Here is a 19,278-nt window from a genome sequence, read left to right on the forward strand (position 1 = left end):
GCCCCTAGCTCAACCGATTACAGGCGTGCCTCCAGCTCCGCTTTTTCCTTCTCGAAGCCCGGTTTGCCGAGCAGCGCGAACATGTTCTTCTTATACGCTTCCACGCCTGGCTGGTCGAACGGGTTGACTCCCAGCAGATAACCGCTGATGCCGCAAGCCTTCTCGAAGAAATAAACGAGATAGCCGAATGTGTACGGCGTCATGTCCGCGATGTTCACGATCAGGTTCGGAACTTGTCCGTCCGTATGCGCAAGGAGCGTGCCCTCGAACGCTTTTTTATTGACGAAATCCATCGTTTTCCCCGTCAGGAAGTTCAGTCCGTCAAGGTCCTCCGGATCGTTTTGGATCGTAATATGCTCCGCTACTTCGCCGACTTGGATAACCGTTTCGAAAATGTTGCGGTTGCCCTCCTGAATGAATTGACCCATGGAGTGCAGGTCGGTGGAGAAGTCGACGGATGCCGGATAAATGCCCTTATAGTCTTTGCCTTCGCTTTCGCCGTACAGCTGCTTCCACCATTCCGACACGAAGTGCAGGGACGGCTCGTAATTTACGAGAATTTCCGTCACTTTGCCTTTGCGGTACAGCGCGTTGCGGACAGCCGCATACTGGTACGCTTCGTTCTCCGCCAGGTTCGGATTGCCGTATTCCTGGGACGCGTCGGCCGCGCCTTTCATCATTGCGTCAATGTCGATGCCGGCAACTGCAATTGGAAGCAGTCCAACCGCCGTCAGAACGGAATAACGGCCGCCCACATCGTCAGGAATAATAAAGGATTCGTAGCCTTCCTCGTTCGACAGCTTCTTCAGCGCGCCTTTTTCTTTATCCGTAGTCGCATAGATACGCTTGCGCGCTTCCTCTTTGCCGTATTTCTTCTCGAGCTCGGCGCGGAAGACGCGGAATGCGATAGCGGGTTCTGTCGTTGTGCCCGATTTCGAAATGACATTGATCGACCAGTCGCGGCCTTCCAGCAATTGCAGCAGGTGCGTCACGTAAGTCGAGCTGATGTTGTTGCCCGCGAACAGCACCTGCGGCGTCTTGCGCTGCTCCTTCGGCAGCACGTTGTAGAAGGAATGCGACAGCATCTCGATCGCCGCGCGGGCGCCCAGATAAGAGCCGCCGATTCCGATCACGACCAGCACTTCGGAGTCGGACTGAATTTTTTCGGCCGCCTTCTTGATGCGCGCGAATTCTTCTTTATCATAGTTATTCGGGAGGTCGATCCAGCCCAAATAGTCCGAGCCGGCGCCTGTGCCGTTATGTAATTGGTCATGCGCCAGCTTCACTTGATCCTTGAAATAATCGATTTCGTGCTGGCCAACGAAAGATAGAGCTTTGCTGTAATCGAACTTTACCGTTTTACTCATAATTTCGAATACCCCCTAAAATGTTTGAAAACTGCCGCTCAAGGCTGAGAACGGCTATCAACTTTTCATTTAGAATATCGGATTATTCTGCCAAACACAAGCTTATCACTTATTAGAAAAACTTATGCGGCGAAAGCTTAATAATAAGGCGAAATCATCAAATAAACAATGACGCCCGTTAAGCTGACGTACAGCCAAATCGGCATCGTCCAGCGCGCGATTTTGCGGTGCTTGTCCACTTGGTTGGACAGTCCTCGCGCAAGCGACAGCAAGGCAAGCGGAACAACTACAATCGCGAGCACGATATGCGTCAGCAGCACAAAGAAGTAGATTCCTCTTAGAATCCCCTCTCCCCCGTAAGGCGTCGATTCCGTTAAGTAATGGTAGGTGACGTACGATACCAGGAACAGCGTTGTCGTCACGAAGGCCATCAAAATAAAGGAGCGGTGCATCCGAATATTTTTCCTTTTGATCGCAAACAGCGCAATGAGCAGCGCCAGAAACGTAAAGCTGTTAAAGACGGCGTTAAGCAGCGGCAGCAGCTTGACGTCAAAGCCGACTTCCCCCTCGTAGGCCGGCAGGAAGAACAGAATCGCAACAAGCGCAACAATGACGACGGTCAGCACCGCCACTAACGGCGTGTAGTTTTTTTCTTTCATTTTGAAGGAACCCTCCTCAACGTTTTCGTAGAAAATTGCGTCGTAAGCATAAGCCAACTTTATCCGATTTCCCCCGGTAAAAACAATGCGGCAGAGGCTCCTTTTGTCACAAATAATCGACGATTTTACGTCTTTTATACGAACAAAGGACCGAACCGCCTGCGCGGTTCAGCCCTTTTCCTTCGTATTACTCGTAAATATACGAGCAGCAGTAGTCCGTAACTTCCGCGACTTGAAGCTTGAACTTCGTGTTCGCCGGAACCTTGAACTCGCCTTCGCCTTGAATGTGCAGCCATTCGGTCTCGCCCGGCAGCAGCACCTTCAAATCGCCGGCCAGGATTTCCATGATTTCCAGGCAATCCGTTCCGAACTCGTATTCGCCTGGCAGCATAATGCCGAGCGTTTTTTTCGTGCCGTCGGCAAACAATACCGCGCGGCTCGTGACTTTACCGTCAAAATAAACATTGGCTTTTTTGACGACTGTTACATTTTCAAATTGCGACATGGGACAATTGCTCCTTTATATGATCTATCTAGAAGCCGTAATTACAGCAAAGCCTTCACTTTGCTTACGACGTTCTCGACCGTAAAACCATATTCCTTGATCACGCGGTCGCCAGGAGCGGATGCGCCGAAGCGGTCGATCGCAAGAATGTCGCCTTGATCGCCTGTGTAACGCTCCCATCCGAACGGATGCGCCATTTCGATCGCAAGACGAGCCTTCACGTCAGGCAGAATGACGGAATTGCGGTATTCCTTGGACTGCTTCTCGAACAGATCCATCGACGGCATGCTGATGACACGGACCTGGATGCCTTCTTCAGCCAGCGCTTTCTGAGCCGCAACTGCCAGTTGAACCTCGGAGCCCGTCGCGATAATTTGCGCTTGAGGCTTGCCGTTTGCCGCATCGGACACAACATACGCGCCTTTGCGAACATTCTCGCGAGCGCCGTTCACGGTGCCTTCGAGAATCGGCAGGTTCTGACGAGTCAGCACGAGAGCGACCGGATTCGCTTTGTTCTCGACCGCATAGGCCCAAGCAGCGGATGTTTCGTTGCCGTCAGCCGGACGGATAACCGTCAGATTCGGAATAATGCGGATCGAAGCCAGCTGTTCGATCGGCTCATGCGTCGGACCGTCTTCGCCGACCGCGATACTGTCATGCGTCAGCACATAGACAACCGGCTGATTCATTAGAGCGGCAAGACGAATCGCCGGACGCAGATAATCGGTGAACACGAAGAACGTTCCGCCGAATACTTTAATCCCTCTATGCAGGCTGATGCCGTTCATAGCGGCAGCCATGCCGAATTCGCGCACGCCGAAATAAATGTTGCGGCCGTCGTAGCTGCCCGGCTTGAACTGCGCAAGACCTTTCAGATGCGTCATCGTAGAGCTTTCCAGGTCGGCGGAGCCGCCTGCAAGGTTAGGCACGTTCTTCGCCAGGCCGTTCAGCGCGTTGCCGGAAGCGACGCGAGTGGACAGCGGCTTGTCTTCCGTTGTGTATGCCGGCAGATCCGCATCCCATCCTTGCGGAAGGTCGCCGGAGATCGCCAGCTCGAATTGAGCCGCAAGTTCCGGATAAGCTTCTTTATAAGACGCGAACAGCTTGTTCCATTCCGCGTTGACTTGCTCGCCTCTGCTCTTCACTTCCGCGAAATGAGCGCGAACCTCGTCCGGCACATGGAATTGATGCTCTTCGTTCCAGCCGTAGAATTGCTTGGTCAGCTTGGTCTCTTCAACGCCGAGCGGGGAGCCGTGAGGACCCGCATGGCCGCCTTTGCCGCCTTTGTTCGGGCTGCCGTAGCCGATTACCGTTTTGACTTCGATCAAGGTCGGTTTGGACAATTCCGCTTGCGCTTCAGCTATTGCTTTGGACAATGCGTTCAAATCATTGCCGTCCTCCACGCGAAGAACTTGCCAGCCGTAGCCTTCAAAACGCTTCTGTACCGTTTCGGAGTAGGACAAGCTCAATTCGCCGTCTAGGGAAATATCGTTGGAATCATACAGAACAACGAGTTTGCCAAGACCCAAGTGGCCGGCAAGCGAAGCCGCTTCGTGAGAAATACCTTCCATCAGGTCGCCGTCGCCGCAGATGGAATACGTAAAGTGATTAATGATGTCATAGCCTTCTTTGTTATAAACAGCAGCAAGATGGGCTTCCGCCATCGCCATGCCCACCGCCATCGCCACGCCTTGTCCAAGCGGACCTGTCGTGGCGTCAACGCCTGCCGTATGGCCGAATTCCGGGTGGCCTGGCGTCAGCGAGCCCCATTGGCGGAAGTTTTGCAGCTCTTCAATCGGAAGGTCGTAGCCGCTTAGATGAAGCAGGCTGTAAAGCAGCATGGAGCCGTGGCCTGCGGACAAGACGAACCGGTCGCGGTTAATCCACTCCGGGTTCGCCGGGTTATGCCTCATATCTTTTGCAAAAAGCTGGTATCCCATCGGAGCGGCGCCCATCGGCATGCCGGGATGGCCGGACTTCGCTTTCTCAATCGCATCGATCGCAAGCGTACGGATCGTGTCTATGGAAAGCTGATCAATCGACTTTTGATTTACTGTCATCTTTATTGCCTCCTAGATTATCTGTTTAATTCCTAGTAATAAAGTAAGCTTTGGATATTGTAGCACTTGCCATTAATTGAATACAACCGTCTTGTTCTGGTGAACGAGAACGCGGTCTTCGATATGCCACTTGACTGCCCGCGCCAAAACGACGCGTTCGATCGTGCGGCCGATCCGTTTCAAGTTTTCCACATTATCGCGATGGCTGACGCGCTGGACGTCCTGCTCGATGATCGGTCCGCCGTCAAGCTCCTCGGTCACATAATGAGCCGTCGCGCCGATAATTTTCACCCCGCGGTTATAGGCTTGCGCATAAGGCTTGCCGCCGACAAACGCAGGCAGGAAGGAGTGATGGATATTAATAATCCGGTTCGGGAACTGCTCGATAAACCTCGGCGAGATGATCTGCATATAACGGGCGAGCACGATCAAATCGGCTTTATCCGCGACAACTTCCATTTGCTTGCGCTCCGCTTCCTCTTTCGTATCCGCCGTTACCGGGATGTGGTGATAAGGAATGCCGAACGATTCCACCAGCTGGCGCATGTCCGGGTGGTTGCTAATGACCATCGCGATCTCGGCGTCCAGGTCGCCGGCTTGCCACTGCCACAGCAGCTCGAGCAAGCAATGGTCCTCCTTGGAGACGAAGATAGCCAGACGCTTCTTACGGCTCGCGCGGAATATATTCCATCTCATTTGGAAACGGTCCGCCACGCGCGCGAAGTCCTCAACTAGGACGGGAAGCTCACTATCCATATCGTTCAATACAAACTCGAAGCGGATGAAGAACATGCCGCCCTCAGGGTCCATGGTATATTGATCCGATTGGACGATATTCGCCCCATGCTCATGGAGAAAATGCGATACGGCGGCTACGATGCCCGGCCGGTCGGGACAGGAGATAAGCATGCGCGCGCGTCCGCTTTTGCCTGCCGCTTCGCTCGCCTGCTGCACTTGATTCGATTGGGATGACATGACTTTAATCTTCCTTTTCTATTATAATTTTCATCGCTTGCGCTACAATTATTTATACTTTGGCAAAAAGCTCTTTGCCCGCGAACCAGGCCGTTAAGCGCTGATTCAACTGCTCTTCGGTCAGCTCCGAGGACAATACGCTCTCGGCCAAAACCAGATCGTACAGACGCTCCATCGGTTCGCGCGGATCCGCTTTTTTCGCCTTCGCGTCGTTTTTGAGCAGCGTCCATGTGTCGATCACGTAACCCCGCGGGTCAATCTCCTGCTTTTCGAAGAAGCGGTGCAGCTTCTCCACATCCTCCAGGAAGCTGTCTCCGAAGCGGTTTTTCACTTCACCGCGAAGAAGCGCAATTTCGACCTCATACATCGGACGTTCCATTTTATCCTCTTTGCCGATCCAAGGTGTCTCCAAAATAAACGGACGGCCCTTCAGCGCCTCATGGTTGACGATATTCGAAATGGCGGCTTGTCCCAGCCAGCCCGCGCCGATCGGGGCATGACGGTCTTTGCCTGCTCCTCTTGGATTTTTACTGTCGTTAATATGCACGACCGCTACCCGGTCAAGGCCGACGATACGGTCGAACTGCTCCAGCACGCCGTCCAGATCATGAATAAGATCATACCCCGCGTCGTGCATATGGCAAGTGTCCATACAGACGGTTAATCTTTCGTTGCTTTGCACCTTGTCGATGATCGCGGCGATTTCTTCAAAGCTTCTTCCGATCTCCGTCCCTTTGCCCGCCATCGTTTCCAGCGCGATGTTGACGTTCGTTCCGCTCGTGCCCGCCAGCACTTCGTTCAGGCCTTCCGCAATGCGCGCAATCCCGTATTCGGCATCCTTATCGGTATAGGCTCCCGGATGCAGCACAATGTTGCGGACGCCTATGTAATCGGTTCTGCGGATCTCTTCCTGGAGGAAATTGACCGCCAGCTCGAATGTATCATCCTTATAAGAGCCAAGGTTAATGATATATGGCGCATGAACGACGATTTCGCCGATTCCGGCTTTCTCCATCAGCGCCTTTCCTTCTTCAATATATAACGATTCGATCGGTTTGCGCCGTGTGTTCTGCGGAGCCCCGGTGTAAATCATAAATGTGCTCGAGCCGTACGATACGGCTTCCTTGGCGGCTGTCTGCAGCCCCTTGTCCGAAAATGATACGTGGGAACCTATTTTCAACATCCTTTAATTCGCCCCTTTCGGTTGATCAAACCTTATTTTACAAGGAATGTCGAAATAAATCTAGGAATACGCTATAATTCATTATTGAGGTGAAAGATAGGTATGGGTGGAACGCCGAATTGGTTCATGTATTTCATCGTATTTTGGGCGATTGTAATGGTAGTGGCCATGTCGATCGGCGGATTTTTTATGTTCCGGAAGTTCTTGAAGGTTCTGCCGATGAGGGACGGCAAGTCCAAGCTGGATTGGCAAAACTATTGGGTGGAGCGGAGCCGCAGCATGTGGGGCGAGGACGCCAAGCAGTTTCTCGACGAGCTGGTGTCTCCCGTGCCGAACGCGTTCCGGGATATCGCCAAGCACTCCATTGCCGCCAAGATCGGTCAAGTTGCCATCGAGAGCGGCGCAACCTCCGTGACGAGGGAGCATTGCATCGAAGGATATATCCGGGCTACGCCGAAGCGCGACTACCGAAGCTTGATCAGCTTTCTTGATAGGAAGGGCATCGATTATACCCCATATCAGCATCTGCTGAACAAGTAGACAGAGCTGCCGAGCGGCAGCTCTGTCCGATTTTTTTTGCAACCTCTCATACCCGACATTCGTTTACCTATAGTAGGAGGTGCTTCAACTATGAATAAACTAACCAAAAGAAAAAAACAAACGGCAATCGCCGGAGCGCTGCTTCTCGCAATGACGCTGACCCTGTCCGCATGCGGCGGGGAGAACAATGCGGGCGGGGCCGACACAAACGCGGAGCAGAACAACTCAGGAGCGGCGGCAGGCAATCAATTGCCGGAAGATAGCGGCATTATGGATCCTGACGCTCCGGCAAGCGGCGAAAATTCCAATTCCGCACCGGATTCTTCCGCAAACGAAAACGCGAATAACGAAGAAGAGACACCTGCCAACGATGTTCTAAGCGCTGAAGGCGTATATACAGGTCAAATTGATTCCCATTCCATCGAGATTACGACAGATGCCGGGGCTACCGTCTATCAAGTTCCGGAAGAGCTGTTAACGGTCATTGAGAATTTGCCTGCAGATGCGAAGGTGAAATTCGAATACACCGAAAAATCGGAAGGCGACAGCGAATATAAGCAGAATTGGCTGACGAAAATCGAAGCCGTTCAATAATGCGCTGCAAGGAGTGGTTGCTTAAGTGCGGGTGGCTATTGCAGGGGGAACCGGATTTATTGGGAAGGCGCTGACCGGCGCGCTGCTGGAACGAGGGGATGAAGTTTGGATTATTACTCGCGGAGCGGCAGGAGCTCCCTATAATTCCGCTTCGAAGCTTAAGACTGTTTCATGGGCACAGCTGAGTGAAAATCCTCACCTAGCAGAAGGATTGGATGCCATCGTCAATCTTGCAGGCGAAAGCATCAATCAGCGATGGACACCGGCAGCCAAAACGCGGATCATGCAATCGCGGCTGTGGGCCGCAGAGCAAGTTGCAAAGCTGATAGACGCGCTGCAGATTAAGCCGTCCGTCGTCATTAACGCGTCGGGCATATCCGCATACGGCATTTCGGAGACGGAGCTGTTCGATGAGGATAGTCCAACAGCGGTAACCGATTATTTATCGGAAGTCGTTCGAAGCTGGGAAACGGCGGCGGATGCCATCCCCGCCGACCGGCTTGTCAAGCTGAGAATCGGCCTTGTGCTGGCGCGAGACGGCGGCGCTTTCCCGCTCATGCTTCTGCCGTACCGGCTGTTCGGCGGCGGAAGGGTCGGAAGCGGCAGACAAGGGTTGTCCTGGATTCATATCGAGGATATGACCGGGCTCATTCTGTTTTGCCTCGACAACCCGAATATCCGCGGACCGGTTAACGCCTCAGCTCCTGATCCCGTAACCAACGACGCTTTCGGCCGCGCGATCGGCCGAGCCTTCGGAAGGCCCCACTGGTTCCCGGTTCCCGCTGCGCTTATGCGCTTTCTCTTCGGCGAGATGTCTACCCTGCTTCTTGACGGGCAGCGGGCGCTGCCCAAGCGGGCTCTCGAGCACGGCTACATTTTCCGTTATCCGAAGATAGACTCCGCGCTGCAAGCACTTGCGGGAAACAGCGACGACCGCAAGCCAACTTAACCTGTTCTAAGCTCATACAGAGGTCCCTTATCCCCTGCCAGATGGATCCGGTCTCCGGCTTCCAGCTTGTAGGCCTTATAAGGGACCATTAATTTGCCGTTCAACAGACTTCCATTACGGGAGCCCAGGTCCTTCGCGTGATGCTCCCCATTAACCCGTTCGATTTCAAGATGAAGACGGGATACCCCCTCCGCGTCTTCCGAATAACCTGCCCCATCGATCGATCTTCCGATTTTGAACGAATCCGCGTCAATCTCTATTTTCTCCTCTTGACCGTTCCATACCCGCGAGAGCCACGGCTGACGCGCATGCGCTTCATTGATTTCCCCAGCCTGAACGGCTTTATTTTCCGTTTCACTGATTACCGTTGTAGGCTCCAGTCTCTTCCTCGCCCCTTGCTGAGACGGCTGCGATGCGCTTGGGGGAATAGAATAATTGCCCATGGAGCTCGTGGTGCTTGACAGCGGCAGTTCGTATTCCGGCATTACAGGCTCAGAGCTCCATTTCCAAGCAGCTTTAGCCTTAGGCGGGTCCGGATCAAGCGGTCCCGATAACGGCTCCATCCACTCCCTATCGTCCTCCGAAGCCTTTTCTCGAATGAACAAGCTGCCTATTTTTGTCCATGCGTAGTATAAACCTCCCGTCAGCAGAAGCGTCAATGCCGCACAAATAAGAAGATTGGATCGGGATGGCTCGCTCATATAAAGGAATCGCCATACACAAGCAGCCCCAAGCGCCCATGCCGCGATCATCATCCATTTGCCTTGACGTCGCCGAGCGCCTTGTTCCGGCTCATCCGCGTCATGAAGCAGCTCGCCGCCGTTTGACTGTTCCGCATCATTCATCAGCACGATATTTAACGGCAGACCATTCCTTTCCTTGCCCGCTTCGGATATCGATTGACGAAGAACATGCTGCTCCGGCTTATCAACAAGCCCCGCATATGGTTGAGACGCGAAAGGCTGCTCTTTCGGGCGTGAAGCGATTTCGCAAAGACTAGCAGCGCCGCCGCCATGGCCATTCGCGATTAATTCAAGCAGCGTCTCGCGCAGATTGTTTAGCGGAGAACGGCTTTGACCCAGCGATTGAACGATTCTCTTTAATCCCTCGCCGTCAATCGTATCGATATAAGTCGTCCATCGAACGGCTAGCTGAAGCAGCCCGTCTACCGGCTGCAAGCCGATCCCATCCGCCTCTTTCAAAGGCAGGTAAACGAAACGAATATCGTCCATTCGCTCTCCGGTAAATATAAATTGATCGTTTAACATGCAGCTCTCCGGCCGCAGCATATAATCTTTGCATTCGAGCAGCGCGTCTGTCACCGAAAGCAATAGCCCGTAATACTGCTCCATCGTAATCGGCTCCTGCTGCAGCCGATGAACAAGCATCCTCATTCCCGTTAGCGCATAACGGAAGGTTACGATCCCGTCAATCTCCGACCATTCAATTGGGAGCAAATAGGGAACCGTCTGAGAACGAAGCATCTGCAGCTCAAGCTCATCCAGCTCGTGGCGAAAGATCCCCTTCTCACTGTCTACGATCATTTCATGTCTGTTATTCATCGCAAAATCGATTCTGAATTGACGCACTTCTTACCCTCTCCTTTCTCGATGAAGCTGGTCAGATCAGCCATGCCGTGATAGCCGCCGGAATGACCGCGAGCATAAAGGGAAAGCTCTTGCCGGACTTTGCCCAGCCGAACCATCTGCCTTTCATCGAAACGCCAGGCAGCAAAGCTATACCTACAGCCTTTAACGCTTTTCCGGCAAAGGTACGGTTAACAATAAGCAGAAGGACGCCAATAGCGCCTGCATAAAGGATGGCGTACATCAGCACATGCATGACCGAGTAGGCGCCGATCCAAGCGCCAAGCCCGCCGAACAGCTTAACGTCTCCGGCGCCGATACCTCCAAACGCGTATAGAAGAAGCAGCGGCAAAAAACCTGCCGACGCCCCGCCAAGCGACCATAGCCAGCCGTTGATTTCCTGCCCGCCTGCGATCCCTTGATAGAGAAGCCCCGTCACGAAGGCCCCTCCCGTCAGCCAGTTTGGTATGGTTTGTTTATACAAATCCGTAATAGCGGCAATTAGCAGCTGAATAGCCGAAGCCGTCAGCATGACGGTCATTTTCCATCCTCTCCTTCCCTTCATCCCGAATCCTGTTTTTTCACGACGGCAAAATGTTGAGAGATGCTTCCCTCACGGTCTTTGCCTTCTACCGTAAGCTCCCAAATGCCGGGCGTCGTATTGCCGGATACATGCCAAGTCCACTGCACATACCCTTGCCCATCCGCCGTAGCCTCGCCAAGATGCTTAGCCTTGCTTGCGCCGCTCTTATACGTCACGCCAAGCGAGACGGTTGCGCCAGGCTCGGTCTTAACGACGACCGTTGCTTTACGGCCTGGCCGCAAAGGCGTCGGTTCGATAGCGACTATCTGCAGCGGAAGCGCATTCCCACCGTCCGCCTCACTTCCCGCACCGTAGGATGCGGCTTCGGCGTCACTGACCCATACCCGCTCGTAGGCCTGCTCCTTGAGCACAAGCTTTCTGTTCGTAAACGGTATTTTGATCGGGAACTCGTATTCCAAGGCAATTGCTATATAAGGCTCTTCTTTCTCCTTTAAGTCAGGCAGCGAGATATAGCTCAGTCTCACGCGTTCAGCTTTCAAAAGATAAGGGTTCGCAAATTGCCGGACGAACGGCTCGATTACGCTTTTCCCCAGCTCGGTCGCAGCCAGATTCTGCAGCGGCCGCCAATCCCCCCGAAGGGCCGAGGATACGAACTCCCCCGCGGGGTCAGGAAGCCATCCTGCAACGTCCGCTGCGATCTCGCTCCATTCCGGCATTGGATTAGGCAAGGACGGTGCAAGCGCGCCGCTGGCGGCTTGCAGCTGCTCCTGCGCCAGCTCGACGGGATACATATGCGCCGCAATCTGCCTTACGCTTTGCGAAGCGGTCGTCTGCAGCGCCATTTGCGAAGCGCATAACGAGATCAAGACGGAGAAGCCAACGAGCAGAAACAGCAGAATCGGCATAACAAGCGCGGCTTCCAGTACAATGGAGCCTTTTCGTTCTTTAAGGAATAAGGCTTCGTCAGCGGCGCGCTCAATAAGACCAGCCAACGGTTTTTGTCGTCTCATATCGGTTGCCGACTACCTTTCCCTGGAGCAAATCGAGGCGCCCCAGCATACTCATTACTCCGGGCAAAAACCAAAGCTTCATGGAAGCGGTAACTTCTCCAGTCACGCCGACGGGTACGGATGCGAGCGTGAGATCGGTATTTTGTTCGATGACGGCGATCATGCGCGCCAGCCGGTTTTCCTCGGCTCCCCCATGGAGCAGCATAAACAGCCTCAAATAATCCGAATAGGTCAGGTCGACCCTCACATATTTGGAGAGCGGCGCCGAACCTTTTTCCGTGAAGGAGAGCATATCCTCCATCGTTTTCTCCAAGCCGTAAATGATCGCTGCGGACAGGATGAGAAGAGGATGACCGAGCGACCGGCTTTCCATGAAGCCCTCCATCGTGCGGATCGCAAGCCGCACAGAGAACAGCTCGCCGTAAGCGGCGATAATGTTGCCCATCGGTTCATGAAACCCATACAGAACGTATTCCATCTCCTGGTTGTAGAAGGAGGCCGCCTGCGCCACTCCTTCCACATCGCCGTTCGTCAGCAGCATGCGAAGCTGCTGCGGCTCAAAGTAAGAGAACCTTTTGGCCGCATATTCGCCATAATAGAATGTATCGCGGCTTCGCAGCAGCATATCCGACATGCCGGAGAACAAGCCGTCCATCATTGACGCAGATTGCTCGGCCGCTTCATTCGCGTCGCTCGGGCTTTCGATTTTCCCTGACTGCGCCGCGGAGTCGGCGTTCCGGTTAAACTGCAAATTTTGCTCATAACGCGCCTTCGCTCGCTGGAACATTTCCTGATGATCGGGCCTTGGCGTAACGCCTGACATCCCTTGCAGCAACCGGTTCGCTTCGCCCCATAACGACGCTTTCTTTTTCTCTTGGGCGGCGAGCTGCTCCTTCAGCGAGCTATTTAGAACCACTTCTCTTCGTTCCTTCAGCACGGTTCCCGGCATGGAATAAAGCCGCTCGTAATCGGCAACCGCCGTTCCGATCTCGACAATGCTTGCCAGCAGCGAGCCTTGCGCTATAGGATCTAGACTTGTCATGGCGCCGTTCCACCGATCCAACAGCTGGTCCAGCTCGCTGGTAAAAACGGTGCCCCGATTGCCCTGCTCGACCAGTTCGCTCTTATAGGCGGCAAACCATTCCGATGTGCGGAGAAGCTTTTCTCCGCTGTTCTTAATCTCAGCCAGCTCCTGGGACGCGCCGCTCGGCATGCTATAGTCGGTTGATCCCGGCGTTTTCGCTGATGCGACCTTCCCATATCCTTCTCCCGAAGCCGCATCGGCTTGAGCTAGAACAAGACGCATTTGGTCATTGACCCGAACGGCCTCCTCAAGCTTCAGAGCCGCGTCCTGAAGCAGCTGAGCGTGCCGCTGCTTCAGCCTGCCGCTGCCGCTGCGGATATCTCTCGTCATATTCGCGACAGCCTTCTCGAATTGAGCAATGGAGTCGCTGTACAATAGTTCCTCGTCTGCCCCCCTCATCGCATCGTACCGGATCTCGTTTACGTAGCCGACATATCTGTCCGCCAGGGCGGCAGCTGAATCCCTGCTGTTACCGGCAGTCCCTCTCCCTGCCGGGATCAGCCCCATCACGTCGCTGTTTATGAACGTATCGACCGCCTGCTCCTGCAGCCTGAGCGCTTTCTCCAGCAAGTCCTCCCGCTTCTCGTACAGCTTCCGGAGCTGCTCCAGCGTATGAACCGCATTCGAGCTTTCGCGCAGCGCCCCGGCCAGCGGCGTAAATTTCGCTACAAGCTCAAGCGAAAAGTCGATCGGCGCCTTATACTTCATATCCTCCAAAACTTGCCGCGCAAACACATCGTGGTCCCCCAGTGTGGAGGCCGTATTCAGCTTCGTTTCCTCAATGCTGGACTCCAATATTCCGAAGCTTTCGCCTGCGCCAAAGCTTTTTTCTCCTGCGTTCGCCTTCATGACTTCAGAGAAAATAGCAGCGCCATCCGTCCCGCCTCTTCCAAAAAGACCATATCGTTCGAACAGCCAGGAGTCGTAAGCGGACAAAACCGATCGCGCTCCGGACCTCGCGGCATTCTCCGTTTTTAATTGAAAGGCGGCAATTCTCGCATAATCAATAAGCACCGCAAAAAAGAGGAGCAATGAAGCCAACAGGATAACAGAAAAAACCGTAACGGCTCCGTCTTCTTTCATTAGAAATCTCCGAAGCTTGTTGGAGCTCATTCCCTCACTCCCTCTATTTCGTATTCCGTTCATAGGAAGCGAGCACCTCATTCGCTCTGCTCTTGGCCGTCGTTTGCCCTTTCGGGTAGTTGATAAACTTGGCGCTGTAATAACGAGCAAGCTCGACGCTGCGAACAAATTCAACCGGGTCTACGATATACCCTTCTGCCGCTGCGCCTGGCTCCCCTCTAATCCAGCTCCGTTCCCATGGCAGCAGCTCGATCGGCTTGCGCAGCTTAACGTCTATGAGCCTGCTAAGTCCGTTTCCAATATACCGGACGGTGCCGTCATAGGGCAGGCTCGCCGTTGTCATCCATCTTGAAGCAGAGGCCAGCTTCAATTTTGCGTCATCCGTTATATCCCCGGCTCCGCCTCCCATTGCTTCCTCCGGGATTGCAATTGTCCTTTCCTCTTCCTTCCCGTCCAGTCCGAACAAGCTGGCCAGTGCGCCGTCGGAGCCGAGACGCCGGTAAAGACCGTCGTATGCCGGCTCCAGAAGCATGCCGGTTGCCGAGTCTCGATGACTGTTATCCCAGCCGAACGCCGCTCGTTCCGACGTGACAGCTGCCGCATAATAGACAACCGTTTTCTGATAGAGATACATGCCAAAGATTAAGAAGGCGAGGACCATCGCAAGCAATAGCGGAAATACGACGCCCGCTTCCAACGTAACACTACCGCTCTCGCCGTTTACCAAGCGCTTCGTTACATTGCTAACTCTCAAAAATTTTACGCGCATCTTCATCCGCACTATCGAGCACTTCATTCACCAAATTGACGATCCAATCCTTAAACAGAAGCGCGATGATAATGACGACGGCAACAATTAAGATTACTTCCAGCGTGCCAATACCGTCTTCATTCCTCCAAAATGCCTTCATACGTTTCGCCAGCTTTTTCATATCCAACATCTCCTTATGATTTGGTTAAGACATCATCAAAACGGCAGGCGCCGCCACAAGAATCATCATTATGAACAGGATGCCGACAAGCGGAAAGACGAGCTTTGAGGAGGCCTCTTCGCCGCTTACACGGGCGATTTCCTTCCGCTTCTCCCACAAGGAATAAGACAGCTCCCTAACCGCAAGCACGAAATGCTCGCCCCCCTTGCGGTAATTAAGCAGCATAACCGTCGTAAAAAGCGACGCTTCCTGGACGGCGCAGCTCCGGTTGAAGCGCTCGAGCGCCGTGTTGAACGACTGCCCGTTCCGCATGGCGGCAACCGCCGCTCGCCACTCTCGATCAAGCGGATTTTGCGAGTTTTCTTTCCCTTCCAGGCAGCGCGCGAAAGCGCTCTGCACCGTTTCGCCTGCGCCAACGAGCAGCATCAGCTTGCTCATCCGGTCCGGCAAAGCAGCTATGATCGCTTTTCTTCTTCGGTTCACCTGCTTGCCCGCATCGGCGAATCCACGGAAGCCAAACCCGATAAAAGCAAGCAGCCCGGCTGCCAGCAACAGGGCTTCCCCGCTGATGCCCGACAGCCATGCGCATCCCGTCAACGCGCCGTAACCCGTCCCGATCGCCGATGCCGCTTCCTTTTTAGTCCGCTCCATCGTCCAAGATGAGCCCCGAAGAATAAACAGCTTCATATGGTAGCTGTTAAGCAGAAGTCCAATTGGCTCTTGCTTCATCGCGTACTCGATCACCCGCATAAACGGCATTTCGATTAAACGTTCTTTAAACCTGCCGCTGCTGCTGCCGTTTCGCCGGCCCGCAAGCATCCCCGGTAAATGCGCGATCGTGAAGCGGCCCGCCAGGAAGCACCAAAATCCCGTCAGCAGCACCGCTGCCGCAATTCCAGCCACTCTCGCCACCCCTTTCTTCGATTGCGCTATATATCGATTCGCATGATCCGGTCCATCATCCAATAACAGCCAAGGAGAAGCGCAAACAGAACCGTAAGCAGGAAATAGCCAAGCATGCCGTACAAAGGAGCCATATAATCGGGCGCGGCGAAGCCAAGAAAGGCTAAAAAAACAAACGGCACCGCCATCATCACGCGAGACTCAAACCTTTTTTGCGCCAGAAGCACTTTCATTTCTCCCTCTACGGTAAGCTTATCGCCGATAATGGTTGAAGTCCGCTTCATAACCTCCAGCAAATCGCCGCCAGAACGTTTGCACGTCGTCAGCGCGTCGACGAATTGCGTAATCTCATCGATTTGAGCCCGGTTGGCCAAATCCCGAAGCGCCCCTTCCAAAGGCTCAAGGTTGTCCAGTCTGTAGCAGATCGTCTGAAACTCCTTCAGCATGTCCGCCCCCGAATCCGAATAAAGCAGCTTCATATCCTCCAGCACGCCACGGAACGCGTTCTCCAAAGAACGTCCGGCCGCAAGGGATGAGGTTAACGAAAAGAGCGCTTCTTTGAACTGCAGCTTTAACCGATTTCTGCGGCGCTCGAGCAGCGACTTCCGCCGCAGCCTCGGAGCGGCCAGCCCCAGCACACTTGCGACGATGGAAAGCGGAACGGAGTGATAAAATAAATAGACCGCCGTATACACCGCCGCACTGCCTGCCATAACGGAAAGAGCCAGCTCCTGTTTGCTTAGCACGTACTCTGTATAACGTGTAAGCTGTCCTTTTCCCGGTTTAGCGTCAAACACACCCTCCCAGCCGCTCCAAGCGGCCAATCTCCGCAGAATGCCGTAATAATTACGTTCAGCACGCCATTCCATCCGGCAGCTCCTTTCCAGCCATACGAAGCTTCTCCGTATTGTTCAGCGGCTTATTGGTTCTTTCCAATCCGCCCAAAATCCGGCCGCCCCTCTCTCCGTCCTCCCGATACCGAAATAGCGGATTCAGCTTCACTTCCCCGTTCTCTACGCCCAGCACCTCGGCAATCTCTGCCACTTTCCTGGACCGGTCCCGATAGCGGGAAAGGTGGATCATGATGTCGATCGCAGACCCGATTTGCCCTCGAATGACCGGCAGCGGCAGCTCCGCCGCGCTGAGCACCATCGTCTCGAGCCGGCTGATCATGTCTTTGCAGCTGTTCGCATGGCCTGTCGAGATCGAGCCGTCATGGCCTGTATTGAAGGCTTGGAGCATATCAAGCGCTTCTCCCCCCCGCACCTCTCCGACCACAATTCGGTCTGGCCGCATTCGGAGCGAAGCCCGGATCAAATCCCGAATCGAGATTTCCCCTTTACCTTCCGTATTCGCATTCCGCGTCTCCATGGAAACAAGGTTTGGCACGGAATGAATTTGCAGCTCCGCAGAATCCTCGATCGTCACAATCCGTTCATCCGCCGGAATAAATTGAGACAGCGCATTGAGGAACGTCGTTTTGCCCGTGCCTGTCCCCCCGCTAATAAAAATGTTGTATTTCGCCTCAACCAGCTCCCGGAGAAAATGGGCAGCCTCATCGGTCAGCGAACCCAGCTTAATGAGATCCTCCATCGTCATAGGTTTGCCGGGGAATTTCCTTATCGTCATACAAGGACCTTTAAGGGCGACCGGCGGAAGCACCACGTTGACGCGAGAGCCGTCCCTCAGCCTGGCGTCCACGATCGGGGAAGATTCGTTCACGATCCGGTTGACGCTTGCGACGACCGATTGAATCAAATCCTCCAGCTTCTCTTTGCTCTCGAACGCCCCCGGCAGCAGCGTCATCACTCCGTTCCTTTCGATGAACACCTCGTTATGGCTGTTGATCATAATTTCGCTAATGGACGGGTCGTCCATGAGCGGCTGGAGAATGTCCAATCCGCGGAAAGAGTGAAACAATCGGCGCACAAGCTTCACCTTCTCCGCCGCCGTTAACGGATGGAGCTTGCACCAGTCGAATACGACCTGCTCCGTCTTGCTCATCAGCTCCTCATCGGACATCGACCCGCCAAAGTCAATGCCGGAACGAATCTGTTCTCGCAGCTCGTACACAAGCTCATCCGACACCATGTAGAGCCTCGCTTTCCCCGAAAGCGAGACCGAACAGCCGGTCAACCGCAGCCCGGTAGACGGGAGAGGACAAAATCGGATGCAGCTCGCCCCGAGTCCATTCCTTCACCTCTGGGAGATGGACGGCGACAGGCATCCCATTCCCGCGATTCATGGCCTTTCTCCCGCTTTCATTCGAACGGTTACCTATCGTAATGGAGTGGCTTTGAATCGCCTGAAAGACCTCGCCCCACCGGTCCAAGCCGTACCGCAGCAGCATCGATTGTTTGGCCGCTGCCGGCGGATCATGAGTGACGACCCAGAAATTAAGGTTGGCCCGGTTCAGTACAGCAACATGCATATCGCCAAGACCCTCATCCATATCGACAATGACGATATCGTATTGACCGTTCCCTGCAACTGCATCAACAATCGCGACAGCATCCTCGGCATTTAAGGATAACCGGTCCTCCGCATTTCGGAACCCGGCCAAATAATCGAACTTTAGCCGCGCATGGTAAGTCCGCCTCTCAGCAACCCATTGCCCAAGCGATTTCGTGCCGTTCTTCACTTCATAAAGCAGCTCCGACATTCCGTCTCCCGCGCTTTCAGCATCCGGCTTCGTTTCCAACCAAAGATAAGAGGTGTTCCAACGCTCCAGGTTTAAATAAAAGACTTTCTTTCCGCGAGTCCCTGCGGCACTCGCCATATGAAGCGCAAGGGTTGTTTTGCCGACTCCGCCGGAAGCGGAATGGATCGTGGCTACCTTTGCTCCTAAGGCGCCAGCCTTCATGCCTGCGAGCTCGCCGGACGAAGCTTGCAGCTTGCCGAACAGCTCCGACAAGCCCTTCAGCAGCAGCGGGAGCGGCTGAAATTGAAGCAGCTCAGCCTGGCTGCCGTTCTCGCCAAGCTTGTCCACCAGGGCGACCGAAGGAACATGAGACAGCTCGGGCTGAAGCTCGCGAAGCAGCTCGGGTTCTGCCGCTAATAAATCGATCGTATACCCCTGCTTGACGTACTGCTTGCAAGCATTCGGATGCGTGAAGGCCGCTACCTGCCACTGCTCTCCGAAGGCGCTGCCGCGGATATATTCCGCAAGCCTGCGCGTATACTCTTTGTCCCTCGACGCGACAGCCAGCTGGTATCTTATCAATGCGACTCCTCCTTTCGATTTCCACGCACGAAAAAAAGCACCGCATAGGGCGCAGATTTCTGCAGCCTTAAACGGTGCTTC

At 54.1% G+C, this 19,278-nt stretch carries 19 protein-coding genes; 3 read left to right on the forward strand and 16 right to left on the reverse strand.

What is annotated here, in order from left to right; genetic code table 11:
* Nucleotides 1-17: 17 nt before the first annotated feature.
* From D3P08_RS12055 to D3P08_RS12080, 6 genes are all read right to left on the reverse strand, one after another.
* Complete coding sequence (locus D3P08_RS12055) at nt 18-1,367, reverse strand: glucose-6-phosphate isomerase (protein ID WP_119599950.1); 1,350 nt, start codon at nt 1,365-1,367, stop codon at nt 18-20.
* Between the two features lie 137 nt (nt 1,368-1,504).
* Nucleotides 1,505-2,026, reverse strand: a complete 522-nt coding sequence (locus D3P08_RS12060) for a DUF420 domain-containing protein (RefSeq protein ID WP_119600049.1) — start codon at nt 2,024-2,026, stop codon at nt 1,505-1,507.
* Between the two features lie 187 nt (nt 2,027-2,213).
* On the reverse strand, nt 2,214-2,531 hold the full coding sequence (ppnP, locus tag D3P08_RS12065) for a pyrimidine/purine nucleoside phosphorylase (RefSeq protein ID WP_119599951.1): 318 nt from the start codon (nt 2,529-2,531) through the stop codon (nt 2,214-2,216).
* A gap of 41 nt (nt 2,532-2,572) precedes the next feature.
* Nucleotides 2,573-4,591: a transketolase gene (gene tkt / locus D3P08_RS12070; RefSeq protein WP_119599952.1), complete on the reverse strand. Its 2,019-nt coding sequence runs from the start codon at nt 4,589-4,591 to the stop codon at nt 2,573-2,575.
* 72 nt (nt 4,592-4,663) lie between these two features.
* Complete coding sequence (purU, locus tag D3P08_RS12075) at nt 4,664-5,566, reverse strand: formyltetrahydrofolate deformylase (protein ID WP_119599953.1); 903 nt, start codon at nt 5,564-5,566, stop codon at nt 4,664-4,666.
* A 52-nt stretch (nt 5,567-5,618) separates the two neighbouring features.
* Nucleotides 5,619-6,749 (reverse strand): deoxyribonuclease IV, encoded by a 1,131-nt coding sequence (locus D3P08_RS12080; protein ID WP_119599954.1) that lies wholly within the window; start codon nt 6,747-6,749, stop codon nt 5,619-5,621.
* A gap of 102 nt (nt 6,750-6,851) precedes the next feature.
* Between D3P08_RS12080 and D3P08_RS12085 the strand changes: the two genes are divergently transcribed.
* From D3P08_RS12085 to D3P08_RS12095, 3 genes are all read left to right on the forward strand, one after another.
* Nucleotides 6,852-7,289, forward strand: a complete 438-nt coding sequence (locus D3P08_RS12085) for a DUF2621 domain-containing protein (RefSeq protein WP_119599955.1) — start codon at nt 6,852-6,854, stop codon at nt 7,287-7,289.
* Nucleotides 7,290-7,379: 90 nt separating this feature from the next.
* Nucleotides 7,380-7,883 (forward strand): hypothetical protein, encoded by a 504-nt coding sequence (locus tag D3P08_RS12090; RefSeq protein WP_119599956.1) that lies wholly within the window; start codon nt 7,380-7,382, stop codon nt 7,881-7,883.
* Nucleotides 7,884-7,908: 25 nt separating this feature from the next.
* Nucleotides 7,909-8,832 carry a TIGR01777 family oxidoreductase gene (locus tag D3P08_RS12095; RefSeq protein WP_119599957.1) on the forward strand — a complete coding sequence of 308 codons (924 nt, stop codon included), beginning with the start codon at nt 7,909-7,911 and terminating at the stop codon, nt 8,830-8,832.
* Here D3P08_RS12095 and D3P08_RS12100 read toward each other — a convergent pair.
* From D3P08_RS12100 to D3P08_RS12145, 10 genes are read right to left on the reverse strand one after another with little or no spacing between them, the layout of a single operon-like run.
* Nucleotides 8,829-10,421, reverse strand: coding sequence for a DUF6382 domain-containing protein (locus D3P08_RS12100; protein ID WP_119599958.1), 1,593 nt, complete (start codon nt 10,419-10,421; stop codon nt 8,829-8,831). The genes D3P08_RS12095 and D3P08_RS12100 overlap by 4 nt on opposite strands.
* 31 nt (nt 10,422-10,452) lie before the next feature.
* Nucleotides 10,453-10,959, reverse strand: a complete 507-nt coding sequence (locus D3P08_RS12105) for an A24 family peptidase (RefSeq protein WP_162848450.1) — start codon at nt 10,957-10,959, stop codon at nt 10,453-10,455.
* A 20-nt stretch (nt 10,960-10,979) separates the two neighbouring features.
* A complete protein-coding gene (locus D3P08_RS12110; RefSeq protein ID WP_147381802.1) occupies nt 10,980-11,972 on the reverse strand; it encodes a hypothetical protein in 993 nt (330 codons plus the stop codon).
* Nucleotides 11,938-14,169, reverse strand: a complete 2,232-nt coding sequence (locus tag D3P08_RS12115) for a hypothetical protein (RefSeq protein WP_119599961.1) — start codon at nt 14,167-14,169, stop codon at nt 11,938-11,940. The genes D3P08_RS12110 and D3P08_RS12115 overlap by 35 nt, the downstream gene beginning before the upstream one ends.
* A gap of 13 nt (nt 14,170-14,182) precedes the next feature.
* Nucleotides 14,183-14,893 (reverse strand): TadE/TadG family type IV pilus assembly protein, encoded by a 711-nt coding sequence (locus D3P08_RS12120; protein ID WP_162848451.1) that lies wholly within the window; start codon nt 14,891-14,893, stop codon nt 14,183-14,185.
* Entirely contained in the window at nt 14,883-15,071 is a 189-nt protein-coding gene (locus D3P08_RS12125) for a Flp1 family type IVb pilin (RefSeq protein WP_119599963.1), read from the reverse strand. The genes D3P08_RS12120 and D3P08_RS12125 overlap by 11 nt, the downstream gene beginning before the upstream one ends.
* 24 nt (nt 15,072-15,095) lie before the next feature.
* Complete coding sequence (locus D3P08_RS12130) at nt 15,096-15,974, reverse strand: type II secretion system F family protein (RefSeq protein ID WP_119599964.1); 879 nt, start codon at nt 15,972-15,974, stop codon at nt 15,096-15,098.
* Between the two features lie 26 nt (nt 15,975-16,000).
* Entirely contained in the window at nt 16,001-16,843 is an 843-nt protein-coding gene (locus D3P08_RS12135; protein WP_119599965.1) for a type II secretion system F family protein, read from the reverse strand.
* Complete coding sequence (locus D3P08_RS12140) at nt 16,827-18,065, reverse strand: TadA family conjugal transfer-associated ATPase (protein WP_420819032.1); 1,239 nt, start codon at nt 18,063-18,065, stop codon at nt 16,827-16,829. The genes D3P08_RS12135 and D3P08_RS12140 overlap by 17 nt, the downstream gene beginning before the upstream one ends.
* The gene (locus D3P08_RS12145; protein ID WP_119599966.1) at nt 18,052-19,197 is read right to left on the reverse strand and encodes a nucleotide-binding protein; all 1,146 of its coding nucleotides are present in this window, start codon (nt 19,195-19,197) and stop codon (nt 18,052-18,054) included. The genes D3P08_RS12140 and D3P08_RS12145 overlap by 14 nt, the downstream gene beginning before the upstream one ends.
* Nucleotides 19,198-19,278 lie beyond the last annotated feature (81 nt).

This window comes from Paenibacillus nanensis, from assembly GCF_003583765.1.
GTDB classification, from domain to species: domain Bacteria; phylum Bacillota; class Bacilli; order Paenibacillales; family Paenibacillaceae; genus Pristimantibacillus; species Pristimantibacillus nanensis.